Here is a 24165-nt window from a genome sequence, read left to right as displayed (position 1 = left end):
GGAAGACCAATGAGCACCGCAATGAGCGACAACGAGTACCGGGAGAATAAGTTCTTCAGCATATTCGGCTCCGTCCCTGAGCCGGGCTTCGATACGGCTGAGGAACAGATCCCGGTATGGGGGCGCCATTGGGGCTGTTCGAACGATGTCGGCCGCTTGCGTGCCGTCCTGATGCACCGACCCGGCGACGAGCTCTCCGTCGTCGAAAACAAGCCGATGCCCGAAGTCGGCGGCTTCGGCGATCCGGAAAAAGGCTGGTACTGGATGGGCCGCACAATGCCCGATTTGCCGGCCATGCAGCGCGCCCATGACGAGTTCACCAGTTTGCTGCGTGCGGAAGGCGTCGACGTCATTCTCGTTGACAGGGCCGCTCCCGGAGCGATGAAACAGATCTATACGCGCGACAGCGTCATCGGCGTTCCGGGCGGCGCCATCGTCACGCGCCTGGCGCGGCGGGTCCGTCGCGGCGAGGAACTGCCGGTGACCCGGGCGTTGGCCAAGGCCGGCTGCCCGATCCTCGGCACCATCCACGGCTCGGCCGTCTTCGAAGGTGGCGGCTTTGCCTTCATCGATTCCAAAACCGCCGTCTGCACCGTCAGCATCGCCTGCAACCCGGAAGGCGTGCGGCAGGTCGAAAGCATCCTCGCCGGGCTGGGCGTGGAGCTGATCAAGGTGCCTATGCCCGGATACCGCATTCACATCGACGGCGCCTTCATCATGGTCGATGTCGAGACGGCGATCGTCAACGTCAACGAACTGCCCTATCCATTCATCGAATATCTGCAGAAGCGCGGCATCAAAATGATCGAACTGCCTCCCGAGGACAGCGCCATGTCGCTCAACTGCCTGGCCGTCGCGCCCGGGCGCGTGATCATGCATGGCAGCCGCTCGCAGCGCCTGTCGGACCGGCTCGACGCCGCCGGCATCACCGTGCTGACCTGCAACTACGAGCCGGTCGAGCTGGGCGGCGGTGGCCTGCATTGCTCGACCGCGCCGCTGATCAGGGACCCGATCTGATGGTTCCGAACTGACATGGCCCCGAACTGACATGGCGCTGGTCTGACATGGCATTGCTGGTCATCGACGATCTGACAAAGACCTATGACAAGGTCACCGCATTGACCGGGATCAACCTTTCGGTCGAAGCGGGCGAGTTCGTCACTTTGCTCGGGCCATCCGGGTCCGGCAAGACGACCTTGCTGATGTCGCTGGCCGGCTTCACCACGCCGACCAAAGGGGCGATTCGCCTCGATGGCACGGACATAACCCACGTCGACCCCGAGGACCGCAATTTCGGCTTCGTCTTCCAGGGTTATGCGCTGTTCCCGCATCTCACGGTCGCCAACAACATCGCCTTCTCGCTTCGCGTCCGCAAATGGGACAAGGCGAAGATAGCCGCACGGGTCGCCGAGATGCTGTCGCTGGTCGGCCTCGACAATCTTGCCGAGCGCAAGCCGCGCGAATTGTCCGGCGGCCAGCAGCAGCGCGTCGCCATAGCCCGCGCCTTGGCCTTCGGGCCGCGGATCCTGCTTCTGGACGAGCCGCTTTCGGCGCTCGACCGTATGCTGCGCGAAGCGATGCAAAAGGAGTTGAAGCGGCTGCATCGCGAGACCGGGGTGACGTTCGTCTACGTCACCCACGACCAGGAAGAGGCGATCGCAATGTCCGACCGGATTGCGGTGTTCAACCACGGCCGGATCGTTGAAGTCGGGCCGCCGCGAGAGCTCTATAAGAAACCCTCGACGCGTTTTGTCGCCGGCTTCCTGGGCGAAAACAACTTCTTGTCGGGGCACTGCGCCGACGACGACGAAACGATGATCGAGGCGTTCGGCACGCGCTTCGGGTTTCCGAAGGGAAGGGTCCGCCGCGAGCGGCCCGGCGATATCCTGACTGTGTGGGTGCGGCCCGAGGACATCCGCATTGGCCAGGCAACGGGTGACGAGATCGGCTTTCGGGCGACGGTCATCGAGAATTCCTTTGTCGGCGCGCTTGAACGCATCCTGCTCAGGACGGCGGCGGGCGAACAGATGGTGGCGACGTTGCGTTCGGAAGCAGCCGTCGCCGCTGCGCCCGGACAGGTCGTCGATTGCCGCGTACATCCCTCCGCCATCGGCGTCCTGCCGAACGAAGCCTCGATATCCTGAATTCTGCGAGAACCAACATGATCAAGGCAGAACCGTTCGACTTTCCCTATGACGGCAGGCTGATTGCCGAAACCACTGCGCTCATCGTCATTGATCTGCAGGAGGATTTCCTGTCGACGACAGGCTATTTCGCCAGGCAGGGCTACGATCCTGGCCCGCTGCGGGCCATTCTGCCGACTGTGAACCGTCTGATCGCGGCCGCGCGGGCGGCCGGCCTCAGGATCATCCACACCAGGCAAGGCTATCGGGCGGATATGGCCGACATGACGCCCTATGAGAAATGGCGGCGCAAGCGGGCAGGCCTCGAAGGAACCGAAATTCTGCTGCGTTCGAGCCCCGGCTTCCAGATCGTTGCCGAGATCGAGGTGGCGCCTGAGGACATCGTCGTCGACAAAACCTGCAACGGTGCCTTCACCTACACGGATTTCGAGCATGTGCTGCGCGCGCAAGGCATCACGCATCTCCTGTTTTCGGGATGCACGACCGACGTCTGCGTGCACACGACCTTGCGCGAGGCCTGCGACCGCAATTTCCAGTGCCTGACCATCTCGGATGCCTGCGCCAGCGGCGACAGATATGCGCATGAGGCCGCGCTGCACATGGTGACGGTCGAAAACGGCATCTTCGGCGCGCTGACCGATTCGACCGCCGTCATTGCGGCACTGTCGCAATTACCGGGCAAGGGGCGCTGATATGTCCGAGGAGACTAGCAACAAGGTGGCGACCAAGCGCCTGTACGTGTCGCTGATGCGGCTGACCGATAAAGGGCTGGCAGAGCTGGCCGGCAGCCCCGATCGCAGAAAGGTCAGCGAGGAGCGCGTTGCAGCACTCGGCGGACGGTCGGTCGCCTTCTATGCCACCCTCGGCGCCTATGATTTCGTCCAGGTCTTCGAAATGCCTGATAACGAAGCCATGCTGCAATATGTACTGACGGCCCGGCGCGATGGTTTCGTCGAGCCGCTGATCCTGCCGGCATTCGACCCGTCGGCCTTCGGCGCAATTGTCGAGCGGGTCTTGAAATGACGCGGTAGCCCTGCCTCAGGAGGGAGCGCGCGCTTCTCCTGTCGCGCGTGACGCAAACGCCCCCGGCTGAGGGACATCGGCCTCGCGCCGTGCCAGCGAATTGCGCAGCAGTGCGATCGCCTCGCGGCCGGCGGTCGCAATCTCGCGTGGCCTGTCGACGCCGACGATCATGAACTCCTTGATCCCCAAAGCGGCGTAGGAAAGCAGCGACAGCGCGACCTGCGCCGGCGGCCCGGCAAGTTCGAGCGCCTTCTGGCAGGAAGCGGCCGGCCTATCTTCCGAACGGATTCGGTCTTCCGTACGGATTCGGACGGGAAGCGCGAAACGCAGCTTGCCGGCCCGGCCGTGTTCGGCGGCGGCGCCGCGTACGCGCTCCATTGACTGGCGGATTTCTGCAAGCGAGCCCGGCGCCAGCTCGAACACGTCCGCATGCCTGCCCGCGACCCTGAGCGCAGTGCCCGACTGCCCGCCCATGCGGATGGTCACATCGGCACCATGCGGCCCCTTGCGCGGCACATAGCCGCCTTTGATGCTGTAAAAGGTGCCTTCATGATCGAACGGCATGTCGTTTGACCACAACCGCTTCAGCAGCACCAGATATTCGTCGATGCGTTGCCAGATCACTGTGTGGCCGGCGGGACGTGTCTCGGCATCGTCGTCGCTCAGCGGCTCACTGAGCATCCTGAGCGACAGCCGGCCACCGCTTCTCTGGTCGAGAGCAGCGAGCTGCCGCGCCGCCACGGTTGGTTCGATCACGCCCGCCCAATGCGTTAGCACGACTTCGAGGGAGGAGGTCCGGTCCAGCGTCTGGGCGGCAAGGTCCATATTGGTCAGCAGTCCGGCCTGGTCGTCGATGACGATCCTCTGGAATCCGGCATCCTCGATCAGTGACAGCTTCGTCGCGGTCTCGACAAAGTCGTAGAAAAAGCTGGCGTCGGCGGCGTGGATCTTACCGGGAACATGCGTGAACTCGATCGGCATTGCCATCTCCTCCATCACGTTGGAATCAGGGCGCGCAAAAGCGCACCGGCATTCGGTTCATCAACTCCGGAATTTCTGCAAACGGCAGGCCGCTACCCCAAGGAAGCCTCGACGATCAAAGCCTCAATAATCAGGGGATCAGCCCCAGTACCACTGCCCCGGTGAATACAAACGCAAGGGCAAAGACGAGATACGCGAAAGCGCCGGCATAGGCCGGCCGCCACACCTGGTCGGAACCCAGCCTTTGGCCTTTGCGGGCAGTCTGAGCGTTCTGGCTATAGGACATATCGACCTCCGTCTCGGCGCTTAATCTATAAAATCAGTAGACTTTGTCGAGTGCTATTTTCGCCCGATCCTTAGAACAATTTTCTCCAAACGGCGGGCAAATTAGTGCTTTTACTGCTTAGCGCTGCCTTTTGAGGCACGCCGGGGTAGCGGCAGAAAACGTCAGGTCCATGTGTCTGTGGCTCCTTGGCCATCCCATGGATGCGGGATAGCATCGCTGCTTCAGCGGAAAGCCGCGACGTCGCGACAAAGCAGCAGGAGCAAAACATGGGCACAAGACTGGCCGGCAAGGTCGCCATCATTTCGGGCGGCGCGACGGGAATGGGCGGTGCGGCCTCGGAGCTTTTCGCGGCCGAGGGCGCCAAGGTGGCGATCATCGACCGCAACGGCGAAGCCGCCGCCGCCACCGCAGCGGCAATCAGGCAACGCGGCCATGTCGCCGAACACTGGGTCGCCGACGTATCGGATGAGGCGCAGGTCGAAGCGGCGGTGACGGGCGTGATGGAAAAATTCGGCCCGGTCACGGTTCTGTTCAATCACGCCGGCACCATCGTTATCAAACCCTTCCTGGAGACCACGCTGCAGGAATGGGACTGGCTGCATGCCGTCAATGTGCGTTCGATGTTCCTGATGACGCGCGCCGTGTTGCCCGGCATGATCGCCGCCGGCGGCGGTTCCATCGTCTGCACTTCGTCGATCTCGGCGGTGGCGGCGACGCCGATGGAGGTGCTTTACGACACCACCAAGGGCGCCTGTCACATGTTCGCGCGTGCCATTGCCGTCGAATTCCGCGACCGCAACATCCGCTGCAATGCGGTCTGTCCAGGCTTCATCAGGACACCGCACGGCCTGCGCGAGGTCGCCGATCTCGACAAACTCGGCGTCGATGTCTCCGACGCGGCAATGGCCGCGCAGCAAGGACGGATCGGCGAGCCGGAAGAGGTGGCGAAGGCAGCCCTGTTCCTGGCCAGCGACGAGGCCAGCTTCGTCAACGGCGCCCATCTGTTCGTCGACAACGGCTTTACCGCTATGTGAGAGGCGAAGCGCCGCTACCGCTCTTCGCGCCGGAATGGCTTGAGCAGCGCCGACGGGGCCACCGCATTGCGCGACATCACCGCCATGGCGACGATGGTGAAGATGAACGGCAGCATCAGGAACGCCTCGTAGGGGATATGGCCAAGCCCGCTCGCCTGCATGCGCAACTGCAAGGCGTCGACGAAGGCAAACAGCAGTGCAGCACCTGCCGATCGCCACGGATCCCAGCGGCCGAAAACGACGAGCGCGATTGCCACCCAGCCACGCCCCGAAACCACGCCGAAGGTGAACGCGTTGAACTGCGCCATCGACAGGAAGGCACCGGCCAGCCCCATCAAGGCACCGCCGAGGATCACCGCCTGGAAGCGCGTAGCGATGACGCTGACGCCGGCCGAATCAGCGGCGCGCGGGTTTTCACCGACCATGCGAACCGACAGGCCCCATGGCGTGCGGTAGAGCACGAAGGCGGCCAGGGGAATAGACAGCATCGCCATGTAGACCAGCGAAAACTGGTTGAACACCGCCGGCCCAAGCACCGGTATGCCGGACAGGATCGGGATCGGCAGCGTCTCGAACCCCTTGATGTTCGGTGGCACCGATTGCTGGCCGAAGATCAGCCGATAGAGGAAGTAAGCAAGACCTGAACTGAACAGCGTCACGCCGATGCCGCAGACATGCTGGCTGAGGCCGAGCGCCACCGTGAACAGCGCGTGCACGGCGCCCATCAGCGCCCCGGTCAGCACGGCGGCGAGCACGCCGAACCAAAGGCTGCCGCTGAGGCTCGCCGCGGTGAAGCCGGTCATCGCCGACAACAGCATGATGCCTTCGATGCCGAGATTGAGCACGCCGGCGCGTTCGGAAAACATTTCGCCCAGCGTCGCGAAGGCAAGCGGCGTGGCGATGCGAATGATCGCGGCCAGGAAGCCGACCTGGAAGATTTGCTCCAGCACCACGCTCATTTGGCTGTTCCCACGCGGCGGATGCGATAGGCGGTGAACAGCAGCGCCACCAGCATGGCGAGCAGCGCCGTTCCCTGGATGACTTCGCTGAGGAAGGCCGGAACGCCGGTCGCCCGCGACATCGCCTCGGCGCCGGTCATGACGGCAGCAAGGAAGATCGCCGCCGGCACCACGCCGAGCGGATTGAGCCTTGCCAGCATGGCGACGACGATGCCGGAATAGCCATAGCCCGGCGAGATGTCGCTCATTACCTGGAAATGCACGCCGCCGACCTCGCCGACGCCCGCAAGGCCGGCCAATGCGCCGGACAGCAGCGCCGTCGAAATCAGCACCCGCTCGACATTGATGCCGCCATAGCGCGCAGCCTCGGGGTTTTCGCCGGTGACCCTGATGCGGAAGCCGAGCGTAGTGCGCGCGACCACGAACCAGATCAGGGGTGCTGCGACCAGCGCCGCGACGACGCCGAGATGCAGCCGCGTGCCTTCGAGCAGCACCGGAAAATTGGCCGTATCCTCGATCGGCGGCGAGATCGGATAGCCGCTGAAACTATCCTTCCATGGCCCCTCGATCAGCGCCATCAGTGCGTAGAAAATGACCAAATTGAGCAGCAGCGAACTGACCACGTCATCGACCCTGAATTTCACCCGCAGCGTCGCAGGGATCAGGGCGACGGCCGCGCCGGCGGCGGCGCCTGCCAGCGCCATCAGCAGCATGGCGAGCGGACCCGGCATCGGAATGGCGCCGACGGCACAGCTCGCCACCGCACCGGCCAGCAATTGTCCTTCGGCGCCGATGTTCCAGAATTTGGCGCGGAAAGCGACCGCCACGGCCAGCCCGGTGAAGATCATCGGGGTGGCACGCACCAGCGTTTCGGTGATGGCATAGCTGTCGCCCAGCGACGCCGAAAACATCACGTTATAAGCCTCGACGACGCCGGCGCCAGCCAGTGCTATGAGGCCGCTGCACAGGATCAGCGTCGCCCCGATGGCGAGCAGCGGCAGCGCCAGATTGAACCAGGCGGGCGTTGAGGTGCGGGCCTCGAGACGGAACATCAAGCCTTTCCCTCTGCCCCGGTCATCATCAACCCAAGTCTGGCGACGCTGGCATCGGCGCTGTCCAGCGTGCCGACGATGCGGCCTTCATACATCACCGCGATACGATCCGAGAGCATCAGCAACTCTTCCAAATCCTCGCCGATGACGATGATGCCGCAGCCCTTGGCGCGCATGTCGAGGAATTTTTCGTGGATGAAGCGCGCCGCGCCGATATCGAGGCCGCGTGTCGGCTGCGAAACGATCAGCACCTTCGGATCGAAGGCGAGTTCGCGTGCCAGAAGCGCCTTTTGCAGATTGCCGCCGGAAAGCGCCCCGGCGCGCGTCATCGGCCCGGGGCAGCGTATGTCATAAGCCTTGATCTGTGCCTCGGTGAAAGCGCGGATCGCATCCGGCTTGAGCAGGCCGTTGCGGCTGAACGCTGCCGTGCCGATGCGCGGCAGCACCATCGAATCGGCAAGCGGCAGATTGGTGACCAGCCCGGTCGTCATGCGGTCTTCCGGGATGCGGCCGAGGCCGAGTGCCTGCACGTCGCGCGGCGAGAACCGCGAAACCGTTTTGCCGGCTATGGTCATCTTCCCGGCATCGGGCGCTCGCACGCCGGAAATCACTTCGGCAAGCGCGCGCTGGCCATTGCCGGAGACGCCGGCGATGCCGAGTATCTCGCAGCCACGAACCGATAGCGAAACATCGCGCAGCGCCATGCCGGAATGATGCGATGTCGAGATGCCGTCGAGGGTCAGCACGGCCGCACTGGGCATCGACGGTCCCCTGGCCGGAGGCACGATCTCGTGGCCGCACATCAGCCGCGCCATCTCCGAGGACGTGGTGCTGGCCGGCGCATCGACCCGGCCGGCAACGCGCCCATGCCTGAGCACGACGCAGCGATGCGTCAGTGCCCGCACCTCGTTGAGCTTGTGCGAGATGAAGATGATGCCGAGCCCTTGTGCCGCCATCGAGCGAAGCGCCGAAAACAGTCCGTCGACCTCTGTCGGCGCCAGCACCGCCGTCGGCTCGTCGAGGATCAGCAGCCTTGCGCCGCGAAACAGCGCCTTGACGATTTCCAGCCGCTGCTGCTCGCCGACCGCCAGCGCCGAGACGGGAAGGTCCGGGTCGAGCGTCAGCCCGTGCTGGCGGCCGATCTCGGCGAGCCGTGCCAGCCCGCCGGCGCGGTCGATCCGGCCCGATCTGCCGGGAATGCCGATCAAAAGGTTCTCCAGCACCGAAAGCCGCGATGCGAGATGAAAATGCTGGTGCACCATGCCGATGCCGGCGGCCAGCGCATCGGCCGAACTGTTGATCGCCACCGGCAGGCCCTGCACCAGGATCTCGCCGGCATCGGGCGCATAAGCACCGAACAGCACATTCATCAGCGTCGTCTTGCCGGCGCCGTTTTCGCCGAGCAGCCCGAGGATTTCACCCGGCGCGACGCTGAGATCGACGGCTTCGTTCGCCTTGACGGCGCCGAAGCTCTTGGAGATGCCGCGCATTTCGATGAGAGGGGCAGGCGTTGACAAGGCGGGATCCTGGTGGCGTTGACGCCGATATCCCTCCCCCTTGAGGGGAGGGTGCCGAGCGAAGCGAGGCGGGAGGGGTAACCTCAGCTGCCTCGACTTTTGACTTAAGACGACGGAGCGCGTCGCCGAGGACCCCACCCGGCCCTGCGGGCCACCCTCCCCTCAAGGGGGAGGGATCTCAGTCCGAGACCGGCGTATTCTCATCGACGTCGACGCGGAAATTGCCGTCGAGGATCTCGGCCTTCTTCTTCTCGACCAGTTCCTTGACCTCGGCCGGCAGCGTCTTGTCGAATTTATGGTAGGGCGCGAGGTAGGAGCCGCCCTTGGCCATGCGCGAGAAATCGCCGTAATCCTGCGCGGTGAAGACGCCGGCCTTGACCAGCTTGATCGCCTGCTCGACGGTCGGATACATGTCCCAGACCGGCCCGGTGATCACCGTGTCGGGGCCGAGGCTCGACTGGTCCGACATGTTGGAGATGGCGAGGATCTTCTTCTCCGCCGCCGCTTCGATGACGCCGAAGCGCTCTGCATAGATGACGTCGACGCCGGCGTCGATCTGGGCAACAGCCGCTTCCTTTGCCTTCGGCGGATCGAAGAACGAGCCGATGAAGGCGACCTTCTTCTTGATGTTGGGATTGACCTCCCTGGCGCCGGCAAAGAAGGCGTTGACCAGCCGGTTCACTTCCGGAATGCCCATCGCCGCGACGGCGCCGATCGTGCCCGATTTCGACATTTTTCCGGCGATCATGCCGGACAGATAGGCCGGCTCGTGGATCCAGTTGTCGAAAACGCCGAAATTCGGCTCGGCCGGCCCGGCGCCGGAGCCGAACAGGAAGGCGGTCTTCGGGAACTGCTTGGCGGTCCTGCGCGATTCGCGCTCGGCGGCGAAGGCATCGCCCAGCACCAGCTCATAGCCGCCCTGCGCATATTCGCGCATGACACGGCTGAAATCGGCGGTCTGCACCTTCTCCGACCATTTGTATTCGATGCCGAGTTCCTTCTCGGCCTTCTGCAGGGCAACGTGGATCTGGTTGTCCCACGGCTCCTCGATCGGCGTGGCGAAGATCGCCGCCACTTTCAGCTTCTTGGTCTTGGCAAAGGCGCTGCCCGGCAGCATCGCCGCCGCCAGGCCGAGCGCGCCCAGCTCCAGCACGTTGCGTCGCGAAAGCCCTTCGCGTTTCGATTGGATTCTGCTCTTCCCGTTGTCCATTGCATGCCCCTCTGATTGGCGCCGTGTCGAGCCGGCTCTCTTCTCTGGAATATCAGCGAAGGAACTATGGAACGGTGCCCGGCTTTTGTCCACATGGTCAAATTTGGCCGGGCGGAACTGCTGTAAACGTTCGTGTAATCGCACCTTTAGAACGACCGGAGCTGCTTGCTCACAATCTCTCCAGCGCCACCGCAATGCCTTGGCCGACCCCGATGCACATGGTCGCTAGGCCGTAGCGGCCGCCGCGTTCGCGCAGTTCCAATGCCGCCGTGCCGGTGATGCGCGCGCCGGACATGCCGAGCGGATGGCCGAGCGCGATGGCGCCGCCATTCGGGTTGACGTGCTCCGCGTCCTCGGCAATGCCGAGTTGGCGCAGCACTGCGATGCCTTGCGAGGCGAAGGCCTCGTTAAGCTCGACGACGTCGAATTGCTGAGGCGTCAGGCCGAGCCGGGCGCATAGCTTTTGCGTGGCTGGCACCGGGCCGATGCCCATGATGCGCGGCACCACGCCGGCGGCCGCACCGCCGAGGATGCGGGCGATCGGCGTCAGTCCGTATCTCCTCGCTGCCGCTTCCGAGGCAACGATCAGCGCCGCGGCGCCGTCATTGACGCCCGACGCATTGCCGGCGGTGACCGTGCCGCCTTGCCGGAACGGCGTCGGCAACTTGGCCAGCGCTTCGATCGACGTGCCCGCTCGGGGATGCTCGTCCTTTGATACGACCACCGGATCGCCCTTGCGCTGCGCGATCATCACCGGCGTGATTTCCTTTGCCAGACGGCCATTGGCTTGCGCGGCTACCGCCTTGTCCTGGCTGCGCACGGCAAACGCATCCTGGTCGGCGCGAGAGACGGCGAACTCTTTCGCCACGTTCTCGCCGGTCTCAGGCATCGAATCGACGCCGTATTGCTTCTTCATCAGCGGATTGACGAAGCGCCAGCCGATCGTGGTGTCGTAAATCTCGGCATTGCGCGAAAAGGCGGTCTCGGCCTTCGGCATGACAAACGGAGCACGGCTCATCGATTCGACGCCGCCTGATATCATCAGCTCCGCCTCGCCGGCCTTGATCGCGCGCGCTGCGATGATGACCGCATCCATGCCCGAACCGCAGAGGCGATTGACGGTCGAGCCGGGAACCTCCTTGGGCAGGCCGGCCAGCAGCAGCGCCATGCGCGCGACATTGCGATTGTCCTCGCCGGCCTGGTTGGCGCAGCCATAGACGACGTCGTCGACAGCAGCCCAATCAATGCCTGGATTGCGCTCGACAAGCGCCCTCAGGGGGATCGCGCCGAGATCGTCGGCACGTACCGCGGACAACGAACCGCCGAAGCGTCCGATCGGCGTGCGAATGTAGTCGCAGATATAGGCCTCGGCCATTATGCAGCCTTCCCTTTTCCCGGCCCGGCCATGTTGGCCGCATTTTTCTTGAGACGAAAGCACATCTCGCCGCCGGCCGTTAGGCCAAGAGCATATCTTCCGCTCCTGCATGCGGGGAGCGGCGGATCAGCCGATGCTTTCACCGCCGTCGATCACCAGCGCCTGGCCAGTCATGAAGGACGAGCGGTCGGAGACGAGGAACAGGATCGCTTCGGCGATTTCCTCCGCGCTGGCCCAGCGCTGCATGGGAATCTTGGTGCGGACATAGTTCTCGATCGCCGCCCGCCCGCCCATCTGCGTGATGAACGGCTCGTTGAAGGGCGTATCGACCCAGCCGGGGCACAGCGCGTTGATGCGGACATTGTGTTTGGCATAGTCGAGCGACATCTGCCGGGTCATCGCCACCACTGCATGTTTTGACGTTGCGTAGGCGATCATTTCGCGGTCGTAGAACACACCCGAATTCGAGGCGGTATTCAGGATCACCCCGCCGCCTTGCGCGATCATCGACGGCATGACCAGCCTGGCCGCGAGGAACTGCGCCCGCACATTGATCCGCCAGGAGGCATCCATGCCGTCGGCGTCGACTTCGGTCAGCGTGCCGCCGACCTGGATCCCGGCGTGATTATGCAGGATGTCGATCCGCCGATGCCGGCCCAGCGTTCCCGCAATGAGCTGCTCGACCGCCGCATCCTCGCCGACATCGGTGGCGACGGCCTCGGCCCGACCGCCGGCCGCACGAATATCGGAAGCGGTTGCTTCCCCCGCCGCCTGGTCCCTGTCGGCGATCACCACGAGCGCGCCTTCCCTGGCCATGATTATGGCGCCGGCACGCCCGATCCCCGACCCGGCACCCGTCACCACGGCGATGCGATCTTTCAGAATCATTTTTTGTCTTTCAGTGGGATGGTTTTCGTTGGCGCAGTTGCCATTGGGCAAGCACCACGAGCAGAACGGAGGCGACGAGCACGATCGTCGCGATGGCGTTGATCTCCGGCGTGACCCCGCGCCGAATCGAGGCGAAGACGTAGATCGGCAATGTCGTCTGCGCGCCGGCGACGAAGAAGGCAACGATGAAATCGTCGAAGGAGAATGTGAAGGCGAGCAGGAAGCCGGCGATCACCGCCGGCATGATCTGCGGCAACACGATGCTACGGAACGTCGTCAGCGGGGTGGCATAGAGGTCGCTCGAGGCCTCGACCAGGTTGCGGTCGAGGCTGCCGAGGCGCGTGCCGACAATCATCGCCACCAGTGCCATCGAAAACAGCCCGTGCGCGGCAATGATCGAGCCATAGCCGAGCGCCAGGCGCGGTGGCTGGTCGTTTGGCCACAGCGAAGCGACAAACGGGTTGACCACCCCGAATAGCTGGACCAGCGCCACCAGCGTCGAGATACCGATGACGACGCCAGGAACGACGATCGCAGCCCCCAAAAGCGCATCGAAAACGGCTCGCGTCCGCGCGCCGACGCGCGCCAGCCCGAGCGCCGCCGCGGTGCCGCAGAGCGCCGCGAGCAAGGCGCTGGTCGTGGCGATGAACAGGCTGTTCTTCAGCGCTTCGACCAGGAACGGGTTTGCCAGCGCCATGCCGTACCATTGCACCGAGAAGCCGGTGAACTCGCTGGCGTGGTGGCCGGCGTTGAACGAAAACAGCACCACCAGCGCGATCGGCAGGTAGAGAAAAGCAAAGACCGCAACGACGAAGGCACGCATCAGATCAGGTCCACCCGGCGGGCACCCGAAAGCCGGGTCGAAATGCGGTTCGCGGCAAGCAGCACGACCACGGAAACCGCCACAAGCGTAATGGCGATTGCCGATCCGAACGGCCAGTTGCGCGATTGCAGGAACAGATCGACCAGCGCGTTGCCGATGAAGAAGACCTTGCCGCCGCCGAGCAGCGTCGGGATCAGATATTCGCCGAGCAGCAGGATCATGACCAGCGAGAAGCCGGTCATCACACCCGGCAAAGAGAGCCGCAGCGTCACGCCGAGGAATGTCGAGATCGGCGTCGCGCCGAGATCGGCGGAGGCCTCCAGCAGCCGGCGGTCGAGCCGCCCGAGGCTGACATAGATCGGCAGGATCATCAGCGGCAGATAGCCATAGACGATGCCGAGCAGAACCGCTCCCGGCGTGTTGATCAGCCGCACGTCCTCGACCCCGACATAGGCCAGCAGAGCCGGGATGCCGCGCCCGCCAAGCACATACATCCATGCATAGGTCCGCATCAGCAGGCTGGTCCAGAACGGGATGACGACAAGCGCCAGCAGGATCAGCCGCCACCGTTCCGGCGCGCGCAAAGCGAGGTAATAGGCGACCGGATAGGCAACGAGAAGACAGGCCAGTGCGCCCGCCGGCGCCAGCACCATGGTGTTCCAGAAGGCTGTCGCCCGCGCCGGAAGATTGGCATACTGCGCCAAGGTGAACGCGGCCTGATAGCCGCCTTCCGGCGCCCGATCGCCGACGCTGAAAACGGCGATCGCGACGAACGGCAAAACTAAAAACACCACCAGCCACGCGGTTGCTGGACCGAGGAGCAGGGCGGTCAGGAGATTGTGACGGAGGACATTGCTGCGCATTGAAAAAACCGCCCCGGTGCCGGCGGACATCTGTCCGCCGGGGGAGTTGCCCGCATCGAGCCTGTGGCCCGCCCGATTCAAGCCGACTTGAAGCGCGCCATCAGTTCGGCCCGGCCCGGGTCGGTCAACGTCGCGGCGGCGCCGAATTCGAGCGGCTTCAGCAGATCCGCCGCCGGATAAAGGATCGGATTGTCCAGCACCTCCTTGGGCAGCAGCGCATTGACCCGCGCATCGGTGGAAGGCGCACCGTTGGCCAGGTGCTCCTTGACCGCGACTTTCGGGTTCATCAAATAGTTGAGCAAGGCATAGCCGGCAGGCTTGTTCGGCGCATCCTTGGGGATTGCATAGAAGTCGGTCCAGATCTCGCCGCCTTCCTTGCCAAGCACATAAGCGATTTCGGGGATGTCGCGGTGGAGCTGCGCCCCGTCATTGGTCCAGCACATCGTCATCCAGGCGTCGCCGGCACGCATCGACGGCTGGTAGTCGCTGGAGACCGCGAACAGATGCGGCTTGACCTTCAGCAGCAATTCCTCCGCCTTGGCGAGTTCGTCCGGCTTCAGCGAGTTGAACGAGAAGCCGAAATATTTCAGCGCGTTGCCGATCGTGGTCAGCTGGTAATCATGAACCATGGTCCGGCCGTCGCCCTCCGCCATGGCCGTGTCCCAGAATTCCTTCCAGCTCGTCATCGGCTTGGTCAGTTTCTTGGTGTTGACGGCAAAGCCGGTGGTGCCCCAATTCTTCGGCACAGCGTAGGTCACGCCATCGATGGTGCCTTCCCCAATGAAGCGCGGGTCTTCTTGCGAGCCGTCATAATTGGCAAGCTTGGCCATATCGGGCGCCTCGACGATGCCAAGCTTCTTGTAAGTCGAGATCGTGTAGTTGGTCGGAACGAAAAGGCTCCAGCCCGAGGCGCCGGCCTGCAGCTTGGCCAGCATCTCCTCGTTTGACCCGAACACGTTGACCTCGACGGCAACGCCGGTCTCGGCCTTGAAATTCTCGAACGTCGCCGGGTCGTGATAATTGGGCCAGGTGGCAATCGACATGCGATCGCCAAGCGCCTCCTGGGCGAAGGCTGGCGACGGCATGATGCCGAGTTCGCGGGCCATTGCCGCGGTAGCGAGACCAAGGCCGGTGAGGCCAAGGAACTCGCGGCGGCCGATGGAACCGCGCTTGAGGCGCATCAACTGGTCGACGAATTTTTCAGGGCTTATCGGCAGTCCGTCACGATACGATTTCGACATTTTGGTTTTCCCTCTGGTTGGTCCCGTTATTCTCCGGAAACGCCAGCGGCGTTCCGGCTTTAAAGCCGACGGCGACGGGTTCACCCGGCTTGAAGAGATTTCCACCGCCGACCAAATGATCGGCCTTGGCGAGCAGTGTCCCGATGCCCTGCACCTCGATTGCATATTCCGCGGTCGAACCGAGAAAGATCCGGTTGCGGACAAGGCCGTTCAGCCGGCCGCTTCCGGGCGCGCCGAGACTTAAGGATTCAGGACGCAGGCTGACCGAGACGGCTTCGCCCTGGGCTAGCGAAGTGCGCTTGCGCGCGGTGATGACGGTGCCGTCGGCAAGCGCCACCTCGACGAGCTTGCCCGAGAGCCCGACGACCTTGCCGCTCAAGAGATTGGTCTTGCCGACGAAGTCGGCGACGAAGAGGTCGGCGGGTTCGTCGTAGATTTCGCTTGGCTGCCCAAGCTGGACGATGCGCCCGCCATTCATGACGCAGACGAAATCGCTCATCGACAATGCCTCTTCCTGGTCGTGGGTGACCAGGACGAAGGTGATGCCGATTTCGCGCTGCAGGTTCTGCAGCTCTATCTGCATGTCGGTGCGCAGCTTCTTGTCGAGCGCCGCCAGGGGCTCGTCGAGCAGCAGCACCGCCGGCTTGTTGACCAGCGCCCGCGCCAGGGCAACACGCTGCTGCTGGCCGCCGGAAAGCTCATGGATCTTGCGGCGTCCATAGCCGGCAAGGCGAACCATGGCGAGCGCCTCGCCTGCCTTCAGGCTGATCTCCCGCGACGATAGGCGCGGCCGCGCCTGGCGCAGGCCATAGGCGACGTTGTCCTCCACATCCAGATGCGGAAACAACGCATATTGCTGGAACACCATGTTGACCGGCCGCCGATAGGGCGGCGTGCCGGCCATGTCGTGGCCACGGATGAATACCGCACCTTCGCTTGGCTGTTCGAAGCCGCCGATCATGCGCAAGCAGGTTGTCTTGCCGCAGCCGGACGGCCCGAGCAAGGCGACAAAGGCAGACGGCGGGATGGCAAGATCGATGCCGCTGACCGCGGTCACGCTGCCGTAGCGTTTGGTGACCCCGCGAAACTCGATGTCGGGCACTGCGGTCAAAGCTGCGGGCTCCTGCGGGTAGCTAACCTCGAAACGCTATCAGAGCCAATGGCAGCTAGTATATACCTCCCAGGTGGTATATTTCGTCTATTTTCCCGTTTGGAGGGGTATGAATTGGGCGTTTCGCGCAGCGATGAATACAGCCGGCTCGCTGCGCTCATCGCAGCGACGCGGGAGACGAGCGGCGAGCTTTTCGGCAAAGCGATGGTCGCCTGGCTCCGGCACCATGTCAGCTTCGATCATTGCGTGATCTTCGGCTATCGCGGCGCCTCACGCCCGCCGCTGCTGTTCGAGACATTCTCGCCGGCCGAAAGCCATGTCTTCGTCGCGCTCTATCAGGAAGGGCCTTATCTTCTCGACCCGTTCCACCATGCTGCGGTCGAGCGCAAGGAAGGCTTTTGGCGCATGCGCGAACTGGCGCCGGACCGCTTCTATGCCAGCGAATATTACCGCTCCTATTACAGCCAGACCAGACTTGCGGAGGAGGTCGGCTTCTTCGTGCCACTGCCGGGAAAGGACGCGCTGGTGGTCTCGCTGATGCGATTGCGCGCTTCGGGGCCGTTCGGAACCGCCGATGCCAGGTTGCTGCGCGACATGGCGCCTGCGGTGATCAGCCTCGTCAGGCTGCGCTGGCCTACCCTTCCGGCTGACGGACCGGTTGGGACGAAGCAAGACGAGGCGATTGCTCCGGTCAGCGAGTTCGAACGTGCTCACATCTGGAAGAGCCTTTCGCTCACGCCGCGCGAACAGCATGTCGTCGATCTGGTGCTTCAGGGTCATTCCACGGAATCGATTGCCAGGGCGATGCGCATCGTGCCGGGAACCGTAAAAGTCCATCGCCGCAACATTTACCGCAAGCTCAAGATAAAGTCGCAGGCGGGTCTGTTCGCACGTTTTGTCGAGATCATGGACGCACGGATTCGATAGTCCCAAGTTCAGCCGGCAGCGCCGTCCCAGGAACCGGTTTCAGCCATCTGCCTGAGCCGGCGCGCCACCCGAAAGACGTCCTTGCCGGTCTGCTGGTGCCAGTGATCCAGCCGCCGGATGATCTTGTCCACGCCTTCGAGGCTTGCCCAGAACATCGGTCCGCCCTTGCCGACCGGGAAGCCATAGCCGTTGACCCAGACGACGTCGACATCGGAGGCCCGGGCGGCAATCTTTTCCTCGAGGATTTTGGCTCCCTCATTGATCATCGGGTAGAGCGTCCGCTCGATGATCTGCTCGGCGCCGATTGCGCGCGGTGCAATGCCGCGTTCGGCAGCCTTGTTGCGGATCAGCGCCTCGACCTCGGGATCGGGCAGCGGCGTGCGCGAGCCGTTCTCATAGCGATAGAAGCCGCTGCCGGTCTTCTGGCCGAAATGCCCCTGTTCGCACAACGCATCGGCGATCACGGCCGTCTGGCCACGCGCCTTGCGGTTGCGCCAGCCTATGTCGAGGCCGGCGAGATCGCTCATCTCGAACGGCCCCATCGGCCAGCCGAAATCGGTGAACACCTGGTCGACCTGGCGCGGCATTGCGCCTTCCAGCAGAAGCGTCTCCAGTTCCGCACCGCGCGCCGCCAGCATGCGGTTGCCGACGAAGCCGTGGCAGACGCCGACGACGACCGGCACCTTGCCGATCCGCCGTGCCAGATCGACGATCGTCGCCAGCACGTCGGGCGAAGTCTTGTCGGCGCGGACGATTTCCAAAAGCTTCATGACGTTAGCCGGCGAAAAGAAATGCATGCCGAGGAGATCTTGCGGCCGCGACGTCGAAGCGGCGATTTCGTTGACGTCGAGATAAGAGGTGTTGGTGGCGAGGATCGCGCCCGGTTTGGCCACGGCATCCAGCCTGCCGAATACCTCCTTCTTGACCGCCATTTCCTCGAACACGGCCTCGACGATCAGATCGCAATCGGCGAGGTCGGCATAGTCGGTGCTGCCCCTGAACAAATCCAGCCGCTCGCGCTTGGCGTCTTCGCTCAGCGAGCCGCGGGTGACGGACACGGCATAATTCTTGTCGATCGTCGCCAGCCCGCGCTGCAACGCCTCCTGCGTTGTTTCCAGCAAGGTCACGGGAAGACCGCCATTGGCGAACGCCATGGCGATGCCGCCGCCCATCGTGCCGGCGCCGACGACGCCGACCCGGCCGATCCTGCGCTTGACGACGTCCTTGCCCGAGACCTTCGCCGCCTCGCGTTCAGCGAAGAACAAATGCCGCTGCGCGCGCGACTGGTCGCCGGCCACCAGCTTGAGGAACAGGTCGCGCTCGGCGGCAAGGGCTTCGTCGAAGGGCAGCGTCAGGGCGTTGCGGACCGACTGCGCACAGGCGACCGGCGCTTCGAGGCCCCGAGCCTTGCCGGCGAGCGCTGCCGCTTGCCTGTCGAAGGCCGGTAACTCGGCATCGGCGACGCGTTCGGCGCGGTCGCGCACCGGCACAAACGGCCCGCCCCTGGCCGCCATATCGCGGGCAAAACCCACCGCTTGCGCGATCAGGTCGCCATCGAAGACGGCATCCACCAGGCCGTCGGCGAGCGCCTCGGCCGCACCGATCGGCGTTCCCGAAACGATCATGCTGAGTGCCTTGAGCGGACCGACGAGACGCGGCAGGCGGACCGTGCCGCCACCGCCCGGCAGCAGGCCGAGCTTGACCTCCGGCAGGCCGAGCCTTGCCGCTCGGTCGGCAACACGGAAATGACAGCCGAGCGCCAGTTCCAGGCCGCCGCCGAGCGCAGTGCCGTGAATGGCGGCGACCGTCGGCTTGGTGATGGTTTCCAGCACGGCGACAATGGCGCGCAATTCCGGCTGCTGTGCCGGCCTGCCGAATTCGGTGATGTCGGCGCCGGCGACGAAGGTCCGCCCGGCGCAGGCTATGACGATTGCTCCCACCGACGGCTCGTCGCGCAGCGAGACAAGCGCCCGCATCAACGGCTCGCGCACATGGAAGCTCAGTGCATTGACCGGCGGATTGTCGATGCTCACCACCGCGACGTTGCCCTGCCTTGTGGTGCTGACGAAATCGGACACGCAAACCTCACGCAATGATGTTGGCCATTAGCGCGACGGGATTTACAGCGCTGGCATGCGGATGGGAACCACGTGTTTTGCGGGCCGGATCGATATCTCCTCGCCGCCGGGTGGCCTTGCCTTAGCGCAGCGCCTTCTGCCCGCCGGCGGCGGTGATGACGCCGACGATGATCAGCCCTGTCAGCACCAGGCGGACGCCGACGCTGACGCCGAACGTGTTGAGCATGGTCAACAGCAGCACCAGGAACAGCGCCGCGCCCCAGACCCCCGGCACATTGGCCTTGCCGCCCGCCACCGACGTGCCGCCGATGACGACGACCGCGATCGACGCCAGCAGATACTCATTGCCGATATCGACATTGGCGCCGCGGAAATAACCGGCGAGCAAGGCGCCGTCGAGGCCGCCGAGCGCGCCCGACAGCGTGTAGGTGAGGAAGCGGGTGCGGCCGACATTGACGCCTGCCAGCCAGGCGGCGCGGATGTTCTGGCCGATCGCCAGCACCGAGCGTCCGTAGATCATGCGCTGCAAAACGATGCCGGCGCCGATGGTGAACAGCACGGTGAGGATCGCCAGCACCGGGATGCCGAACACCTGCCAGTTGGTGAAATCGGCAAAGCCAGGCGGCGGCTTGATCTGCAAGCCGCGCCCATAGCTGATATCGACCGACTGGATGACGAAGCTGGCCGACAGCGTCGCGATGATCGGCGGAATGCGCAGCGCCCATATCAGCAGGTAGTTGACGGCACCGATCGCCATGCCGCAGGCAAGCGCTGCCGCCAGTCCGACCGCGATCATCGTATCGTTGCCGTCCATGACCTTCATGGCGACGGCGCTGGCAAGGCCGATATTGGCCGGCAGCGACAGGTCGACATTGCCCGGCCCGAGCGTGATGACGAACATCTGCCCGACGCCGACGATAACGGTGAAGACGGCGAGCGACAGCGCCGCCGTGATCATGCCGCCGCCGCCATAGCCGCCGGTGAAGGCGATGGTCGCCAGCCATACCAGCAGCGCCCCGAAGAACGACCAGATCCAGGGTCTGGCGAGCAGTGTCCGCAGCGAGGCCATGCTCACCTCTCCCTGCGGCTGATCAGCACCCGCGCCGCCAGCACGATGATCAGGATGGCGCCATTGGCGGCGACTTGCCAGTCGGGCGGAATGTGCATGAACGTCAAGAGCGGCGATGCCGCCAGCGCCAGCGTCAGCGCGCCGATGACGGCGCCGATCGGCGACACCCGGCCGCCGACGAACTCGCCGCCGCCGAGGATGACGCCGGCGATCGAAAGCAAGGTGTAGCCATTGCCGATATTGGCATCGGCCGAGGTGGTGATGCCGATCAGCGCCATGCCGGACAAAACGCCGAACAGGCCGGTCAGCGCAAACAGCGCGATCTTGGTGCGCAGCAGCGACCAGCCGGCGCGCTTCAGTGCAGCTGAATTGCCGCCCGATCCGCGCAGGATGACGCCATAGGAAGTGCGCATCAGGCCAAAGTGGACGACGGCTGCGATCAGCAATGCCGCGATGATCGGGAACGGAATGAAGGGTGGCTTGAAGGCCATCAGCGCCAGCAGCCAGTCCGGCGCCTTGCCGCCGGGCTTCGGCAGGATGAGGATGGCCATGCCCTGCCAGACAAAACTCATGCCGAGCGTCACCACGATAGAGGGCAGGTTGCGCAGATGGATCAGCGCGCCGAGCAGCGCGTAGACGCCGATCGACCCGAGCAGGATGACGACGCCGAGCAACGGCGCGTCCTTCAGCCATGTCGCCGTGACGCAGCCGACGAAGCCGACAAAGGTGCCGATCGACAGATCGAGCTCGTTGCCGGCGATGACGAACATCTGCGCGATCGTCGCCAGCGCGATCGGGATCGCCAGATTGAGCATCAGGCTGAAACCGAAATAGCTGATGGCGCGCGGGTTGAGCCAGGCGATGGCGATGAGCACCAGCGCCAGCGACAGTGCCGGCAACAGGCTGCGCAGCATCCGCGCCCGCCTCGTGGCGCGAGCCGAAGATTTTAGCCCATTCTCGACAGACACCGCTGTCATCTCAGGCCGCGTCGCCGAACGAGGACTGGATGATCTTTTCCTCCGTCAGTTCGTCGCGACGAAGGTTGGCGACGATCCGGCCGTTCTTGAACACATAAATATGGTCGCAATTGTCGAGCTCTTCGGTTTCGGTGGTGTACCAGAGGAAAGTGCGGCCATGGCGAGCCTCCTCGCGCACCAGGTCGTAGACTTCGAGCTTGGTGCCAATGTCGACGCCGCGCATCGGATCGTCCATCAGCACGATCTTGGCGTCCGAGCCGAGCGCCCGCGCGAACAGCGCCTTCTGCTGGTTGCCGCCGGACAGCGAGAAGATGTTGTTGTTCATGTCGGGCGTACGGATGCCGATTTTCCGCTGCCACAGCTGGGCGAGCTCGGCTTCGCGCGGCGGCGAGATCAAAAGCCCGTTGCGCAATCGCGCCAACGAACGGATGCCGATGTTCTCGGCAATCGACCATTGCGGAAAAATGCCGTCCGACTGGCGGTCGCCGGCAACCAGCGCCACCGGCGCGGTAACCTCGATGCCGGTTTTGGCACGGGAAGCCGCGGCAAAGATCGCCAGCAAAAGATCGGTCTGCCCATGCCCGGCAAGTCCGGCAAGGCCGATGATCTCACCGGCCCGGGCAACGAGCTCGTTGCCGTCCTGCTGTCGCGCCGGGCGCGCCCGGACCCGCAGCGGACCGGGTTCCGGCTTGCCGCTCGCAATCCCTGCTGCGGCCTTCTCGCGCGCCTCCGCTCCGCCCATCGCGGTCACCAGCCTGTCGCGGTCGAATTGATCGGCCTGCCCGACGGCGACCACCTTGCCGTCGCGCATCACGACGATGCGGTCGGCATTTCCGAGCACTTCGCCCAGCACATGCGAGATCAGGATGCAGCTCTTGCCGGCGGCGATGAAGCGGCGCACGAACGCCAGCAGCTGGCCGGCGGTATGCGCATCGAGCGAGGATGTCGGCTCGTCGAGGATGACCAGCTCGAGCGGCTCCTGCGTGACCGTGAAGGCGCGCGCCACCTCCACCATCTGCCGGCTGGTGATGGAAAGGTCGCCGACGATGTCGGATGCCGAGATGCTGTGGCCGGGGAAGATCTCGTCGAGCTTGGCGGCTATCAGGTCGGCCGCCTTGCGCCGCCAGCCGAAGCCATTAAGCGAGGCGTGGTTGATCCGCGTGTTCTCGGCGACGCTGAGATTTGGGCAGAGCGACAGTTCCTGGAACACGCAGCGTATGCCGAGCTGCTGCGCGCGCGGCACCGAATAACTTGCCTCGACACCGCCGCGGACGGCGATCTGGCCGCTGTCGGGGGTAAGCGTGCCCGCCACCATATGCATGAGCGTCGACTTTCCGGCGCCGTTATGGCCGACGAGACCGACGCATTCTCCGGCACGAACGCTGAAATCGACACCGGCGAGCGCTCTGACGGCACCGAAATGTTTTTCGGCGCCGTCCAGTCTTATGATGTCCATTCTGACGGCGCCGAAATGTTTTTCGGCGCCGTCAGGCATGATGATGTCTGTACTGGCCTCGGGCATCCCTCAACGATACCCGGTTATCCGTGGCGGCAACAATAGTGCCATGCTCACTTGATGTTGGCCTTGATCGCCGCGACGGCGTCTTCCTGCGTGTATTCGTGGCTGGCGACGCCGCCCTTCGGAATCTTCGGCAGCGCGGCCTCGAAATCGTCCTGGGTGAAGGCAAGATACGGAACCAGCAGGTCGTGCGGCACGTCGGTGCGGCCGTCGAGCACCTGCTGCGCCACCCAGAAGGCAAGCGTCGATACGCCCGGTGCGATCGATGCCGACCAGGTCTGGTAACCGTCCTTTTCCTTCTGCTCCTTCCACCACTGCAACTCGTCCTGGCGATTGCCCATGATGATGGTCGGGCGCGGCTTGCCGGCAGCGGCGAAGGCCTGTGCCGCGCCATAGCCGTCACCGCCCTGGTCGACGACACCGACCACATCCGGCAGCGACGGCAGGATCGTCGCTACTGCCTTCTGTGCCGTGGTCTGGTCCCAGTCGCCGGTCACCGAGCCGACGATCTTGAACTCGGGATGGGCCGCGACGCCTTCGAGGATGCCGGCATGGATGGCATCGTCGATCGAGGTGCCGGCGAGCCCGCGGATTTCCAGGAGGTTGCCACCCTTGGGCTGGAATTTGGCCATCTGCTCGACTTCCTGCTTGCCCATGTCCTTGAAGTCGACGACGACGCGGTAGGCGCAGGGTTCGGTGACGATGCCGTCGAAGGAAACGACGACGATGCCGGCGTCGCAGGCCTGCTTGATGGCGCCGTTGAGGGCATCCGGAGACGCCGCGTTGATGACGATCGCGTCATAGCCCTGCAGGATCAGGTTCTGCACCTGGGCTGCTTGCGTCGGCACTTCCTTGTCGGCCGTCGTGAAGACGTCCGCGGCGCCGACCACCTTGTCGGCAACCGCCTTCTTGGTGACGATGGCGTAGCTGTCCAGCATCGCCTGCCGCCACGAATTGCCGGCGTAATTGTTGGAGAAGGCGATCTTCTTGCCGCTGGTGTCGGCAAGCGCGGTGCCCGCGGCGAGCATTGCCGCAAGGGCGCCCAAAACGAATATTTTCTTCATGTCATACTCCTCCCGTGAGTTGCT

23 protein-coding genes are annotated in these 24165 nt (G+C 64.1%); 6 read left to right on the top strand and 17 right to left on the bottom strand.

The window, feature by feature from the left end:
• Nucleotides 1-9 precede the first annotated feature (9 nt).
• Genes AC0L2Y_RS18010 through AC0L2Y_RS17995 form a run of 4 tightly spaced genes read left to right on the top strand, consistent with a single transcriptional unit; the run spans nt 10 to nt 3167 of the window.
• The gene (locus AC0L2Y_RS18010; RefSeq protein WP_473558286.1) at nt 10-1017 is read left to right on the top strand and encodes a dimethylarginine dimethylaminohydrolase family protein; all 1008 of its coding nucleotides are present in this window, start codon (nt 10-12) and stop codon (nt 1015-1017) included.
• 47 nt (nt 1018-1064) lie between these two features.
• Nucleotides 1065-2144: an ABC transporter ATP-binding protein gene (locus AC0L2Y_RS18005; RefSeq protein WP_473558283.1), complete on the top strand. Its 1080-nt coding sequence runs from the start codon at nt 1065-1067 to the stop codon at nt 2142-2144.
• A gap of 17 nt (nt 2145-2161) precedes the next feature.
• Complete coding sequence (locus AC0L2Y_RS18000) at nt 2162-2836, top strand: cysteine hydrolase family protein (RefSeq protein WP_473558281.1); 675 nt, start codon at nt 2162-2164, stop codon at nt 2834-2836.
• A 1-nt stretch (nt 2837) separates the two neighbouring features.
• Nucleotides 2838-3167 carry a GYD domain-containing protein gene (locus tag AC0L2Y_RS17995; RefSeq protein WP_352492243.1) on the top strand — a complete coding sequence of 110 codons (330 nt, stop codon included), beginning with the start codon at nt 2838-2840 and terminating at the stop codon, nt 3165-3167.
• Nucleotides 3168-3182: 15 nt separating this feature from the next.
• Here AC0L2Y_RS17995 and AC0L2Y_RS17990 read toward each other — a convergent pair whose 3' ends face one another.
• Together AC0L2Y_RS17990 and AC0L2Y_RS17985 are read right to left on the bottom strand one after the other, a co-directional pair.
• Nucleotides 3183-4148, bottom strand: a complete 966-nt coding sequence (locus AC0L2Y_RS17990; RefSeq protein WP_473558278.1) for an LLM class flavin-dependent oxidoreductase — start codon at nt 4146-4148, stop codon at nt 3183-3185.
• A gap of 130 nt (nt 4149-4278) precedes the next feature.
• Nucleotides 4279-4434: a hypothetical protein gene (locus AC0L2Y_RS17985; RefSeq protein WP_023678176.1), complete on the bottom strand. Its 156-nt coding sequence runs from the start codon at nt 4432-4434 to the stop codon at nt 4279-4281.
• Nucleotides 4435-4700: 266 nt separating this feature from the next.
• Here AC0L2Y_RS17985 and AC0L2Y_RS17980 point away from each other — a divergent pair, with 266 nt between their 5' ends.
• Nucleotides 4701-5468: an SDR family NAD(P)-dependent oxidoreductase gene (locus AC0L2Y_RS17980; RefSeq protein ID WP_352669369.1), complete on the top strand. Its 768-nt coding sequence runs from the start codon at nt 4701-4703 to the stop codon at nt 5466-5468.
• Between the two features lie 14 nt (nt 5469-5482).
• Here AC0L2Y_RS17980 and AC0L2Y_RS17975 read toward each other — a convergent pair whose 3' ends face one another.
• From AC0L2Y_RS17975 to AC0L2Y_RS17930, 10 genes are all read right to left on the bottom strand, one after another.
• Entirely contained in the window at nt 5483-6427 is a 945-nt protein-coding gene (locus AC0L2Y_RS17975; RefSeq protein ID WP_473558275.1) for an ABC transporter permease, read from the bottom strand.
• The gene (locus AC0L2Y_RS17970; protein ID WP_473558273.1) at nt 6424-7479 is read right to left on the bottom strand and encodes an ABC transporter permease; all 1056 of its coding nucleotides are present in this window, start codon (nt 7477-7479) and stop codon (nt 6424-6426) included. Before AC0L2Y_RS17970 ends, AC0L2Y_RS17975 begins: the two co-directional genes overlap by 4 nt.
• Nucleotides 7479-8969 carry an ABC transporter ATP-binding protein gene (locus AC0L2Y_RS17965; RefSeq protein ID WP_473558457.1) on the bottom strand — a complete coding sequence of 497 codons (1491 nt, stop codon included), beginning with the start codon at nt 8967-8969 and terminating at the stop codon, nt 7479-7481. The genes AC0L2Y_RS17970 and AC0L2Y_RS17965 overlap by 1 nt, the downstream gene beginning before the upstream one ends.
• A gap of 205 nt (nt 8970-9174) precedes the next feature.
• Nucleotides 9175-10206, bottom strand: a complete 1032-nt coding sequence (locus tag AC0L2Y_RS17960; RefSeq protein WP_352451297.1) for a BMP family protein — start codon at nt 10204-10206, stop codon at nt 9175-9177.
• A gap of 169 nt (nt 10207-10375) precedes the next feature.
• Nucleotides 10376-11581 (bottom strand): 3-oxoadipyl-CoA thiolase, encoded by a 1206-nt coding sequence (pcaF, locus tag AC0L2Y_RS17955; RefSeq protein WP_473558270.1) that lies wholly within the window; start codon nt 11579-11581, stop codon nt 10376-10378.
• 126 nt (nt 11582-11707) lie between these two features.
• Entirely contained in the window at nt 11708-12469 is a 762-nt protein-coding gene (locus AC0L2Y_RS17950) for an SDR family NAD(P)-dependent oxidoreductase (protein WP_473558267.1), read from the bottom strand.
• A 10-nt stretch (nt 12470-12479) separates the two neighbouring features.
• Nucleotides 12480-13292, bottom strand: coding sequence for an ABC transporter permease (locus AC0L2Y_RS17945; RefSeq protein ID WP_473558266.1), 813 nt, complete (start codon nt 13290-13292; stop codon nt 12480-12482).
• The gene (locus AC0L2Y_RS17940; protein WP_473558263.1) at nt 13292-14155 is read right to left on the bottom strand and encodes an ABC transporter permease; all 864 of its coding nucleotides are present in this window, start codon (nt 14153-14155) and stop codon (nt 13292-13294) included. The genes AC0L2Y_RS17945 and AC0L2Y_RS17940 overlap by 1 nt, the downstream gene beginning before the upstream one ends.
• A 77-nt stretch (nt 14156-14232) precedes the next feature.
• Nucleotides 14233-15396: an ABC transporter substrate-binding protein gene (locus tag AC0L2Y_RS17935; RefSeq protein ID WP_473558261.1), complete on the bottom strand. Its 1164-nt coding sequence runs from the start codon at nt 15394-15396 to the stop codon at nt 14233-14235.
• A complete protein-coding gene (locus AC0L2Y_RS17930; protein ID WP_473558258.1) occupies nt 15377-16507 on the bottom strand; it encodes an ABC transporter ATP-binding protein in 1131 nt (376 codons plus the stop codon). Before AC0L2Y_RS17930 ends, AC0L2Y_RS17935 begins: the two co-directional genes overlap by 20 nt.
• A gap of 114 nt (nt 16508-16621) precedes the next feature.
• Between AC0L2Y_RS17930 and AC0L2Y_RS17925 the strand changes: the two genes are divergently transcribed.
• Nucleotides 16622-17434, top strand: coding sequence for a helix-turn-helix domain-containing protein (locus AC0L2Y_RS17925; protein ID WP_473558256.1), 813 nt, complete (start codon nt 16622-16624; stop codon nt 17432-17434).
• Between the two features lie 8 nt (nt 17435-17442).
• Here AC0L2Y_RS17925 and AC0L2Y_RS17920 read toward each other — a convergent pair whose 3' ends face one another.
• The 5 genes from AC0L2Y_RS17920 to AC0L2Y_RS17900 form a co-directional block, all read right to left on the bottom strand.
• Nucleotides 17443-19512 (bottom strand): 3-hydroxyacyl-CoA dehydrogenase NAD-binding domain-containing protein, encoded by a 2070-nt coding sequence (locus tag AC0L2Y_RS17920; protein ID WP_473558252.1) that lies wholly within the window; start codon nt 19510-19512, stop codon nt 17443-17445.
• 121 nt (nt 19513-19633) lie between these two features.
• Nucleotides 19634-20581, bottom strand: coding sequence for an ABC transporter permease (locus AC0L2Y_RS17915; protein ID WP_352492256.1), 948 nt, complete (start codon nt 20579-20581; stop codon nt 19634-19636).
• A gap of 2 nt (nt 20582-20583) precedes the next feature.
• Nucleotides 20584-21558, bottom strand: coding sequence for an ABC transporter permease (locus AC0L2Y_RS17910; protein WP_023678190.1), 975 nt, complete (start codon nt 21556-21558; stop codon nt 20584-20586).
• Between the two features lies 1 nt (nt 21559).
• Entirely contained in the window at nt 21560-23053 is a 1494-nt protein-coding gene (locus AC0L2Y_RS17905; RefSeq protein ID WP_473558249.1) for a sugar ABC transporter ATP-binding protein, read from the bottom strand.
• A 74-nt stretch (nt 23054-23127) separates the two neighbouring features.
• Nucleotides 23128-24141, bottom strand: a complete 1014-nt coding sequence (locus AC0L2Y_RS17900) for an ABC transporter substrate-binding protein (protein WP_352468173.1) — start codon at nt 24139-24141, stop codon at nt 23128-23130.
• Between the last annotated feature and the right edge of the window lie 24 nt (nt 24142-24165).

Source organism: Mesorhizobium sp. WSM4830 (genome assembly GCF_055811495.1).
This window is presented reverse-complemented; position numbering and strand designations above follow the sequence as displayed.

What these genes read in the sequence shown, in the direction of transcription:
- AC0L2Y_RS17935 (WP_473558261.1), bottom strand. Translation starts at nt 15,396, where the DNA reads ATGTCGAAATCGTATCGTGACGGACTGCCGATAAGCCCTGAAAAATTC.
- AC0L2Y_RS17915 (WP_352492256.1), bottom strand. Translation starts at nt 20,581, where the DNA reads ATGGCCTCGCTGCGGACACTGCTCGCCAGACCCTGGATCTGGTCGTTC.
- AC0L2Y_RS17950 (WP_473558267.1), bottom strand. Translation starts at nt 12,469, where the DNA reads ATGATTCTGAAAGATCGCATCGCCGTGGTGACGGGTGCCGGGTCGGGG.
- AC0L2Y_RS17960 (WP_352451297.1), bottom strand. Translation starts at nt 10,206, where the DNA reads ATGGACAACGGGAAGAGCAGAATCCAATCGAAACGCGAAGGGCTTTCG.
- AC0L2Y_RS18010 (WP_473558286.1), top strand. Translation starts at nt 10, where the DNA reads ATGAGCACCGCAATGAGCGACAACGAGTACCGGGAGAATAAGTTCTTC.
- AC0L2Y_RS17975 (WP_473558275.1), bottom strand. Translation starts at nt 6,427, where the DNA reads ATGAGCGTGGTGCTGGAGCAAATCTTCCAGGTCGGCTTCCTGGCCGCG.
- AC0L2Y_RS17985 (WP_023678176.1), bottom strand. Translation starts at nt 4,434, where the DNA reads ATGTCCTATAGCCAGAACGCTCAGACTGCCCGCAAAGGCCAAAGGCTG.
- AC0L2Y_RS17990 (WP_473558278.1), bottom strand. Translation starts at nt 4,148, where the DNA reads ATGCCGATCGAGTTCACGCATGTTCCCGGTAAGATCCACGCCGCCGAC.
- AC0L2Y_RS17995 (WP_352492243.1), top strand. Translation starts at nt 2,838, where the DNA reads ATGTCCGAGGAGACTAGCAACAAGGTGGCGACCAAGCGCCTGTACGTG.
- AC0L2Y_RS17940 (WP_473558263.1), bottom strand. Translation starts at nt 14,155, where the DNA reads ATGCGCAGCAATGTCCTCCGTCACAATCTCCTGACCGCCCTGCTCCTC.
- pcaF (WP_473558270.1), bottom strand. Translation starts at nt 11,581, where the DNA reads ATGGCCGAGGCCTATATCTGCGACTACATTCGCACGCCGATCGGACGC.
- AC0L2Y_RS17980 (WP_352669369.1), top strand. Translation starts at nt 4,701, where the DNA reads ATGGGCACAAGACTGGCCGGCAAGGTCGCCATCATTTCGGGCGGCGCG.
- AC0L2Y_RS18000 (WP_473558281.1), top strand. Translation starts at nt 2,162, where the DNA reads ATGATCAAGGCAGAACCGTTCGACTTTCCCTATGACGGCAGGCTGATT.
- AC0L2Y_RS17965 (WP_473558457.1), bottom strand. Translation starts at nt 8,969, where the DNA reads ATGCGCGGCATCTCCAAGAGCTTCGGCGCCGTCAAGGCGAACGAAGCC.
- AC0L2Y_RS17970 (WP_473558273.1), bottom strand. Translation starts at nt 7,479, where the DNA reads ATGTTCCGTCTCGAGGCCCGCACCTCAACGCCCGCCTGGTTCAATCTG.
- AC0L2Y_RS17900 (WP_352468173.1), bottom strand. Translation starts at nt 24,141, where the DNA reads ATGAAGAAAATATTCGTTTTGGGCGCCCTTGCGGCAATGCTCGCCGCG.
- AC0L2Y_RS17910 (WP_023678190.1), bottom strand. Translation starts at nt 21,558, where the DNA reads ATGACAGCGGTGTCTGTCGAGAATGGGCTAAAATCTTCGGCTCGCGCC.
- AC0L2Y_RS18005 (WP_473558283.1), top strand. Translation starts at nt 1,065, where the DNA reads ATGGCATTGCTGGTCATCGACGATCTGACAAAGACCTATGACAAGGTC.
- AC0L2Y_RS17945 (WP_473558266.1), bottom strand. Translation starts at nt 13,292, where the DNA reads ATGCGTGCCTTCGTCGTTGCGGTCTTTGCTTTTCTCTACCTGCCGATC.
- AC0L2Y_RS17905 (WP_473558249.1), bottom strand. Translation starts at nt 23,053, where the DNA reads ATGCCTGACGGCGCCGAAAAACATTTCGGCGCCGTCAGAATGGACATC.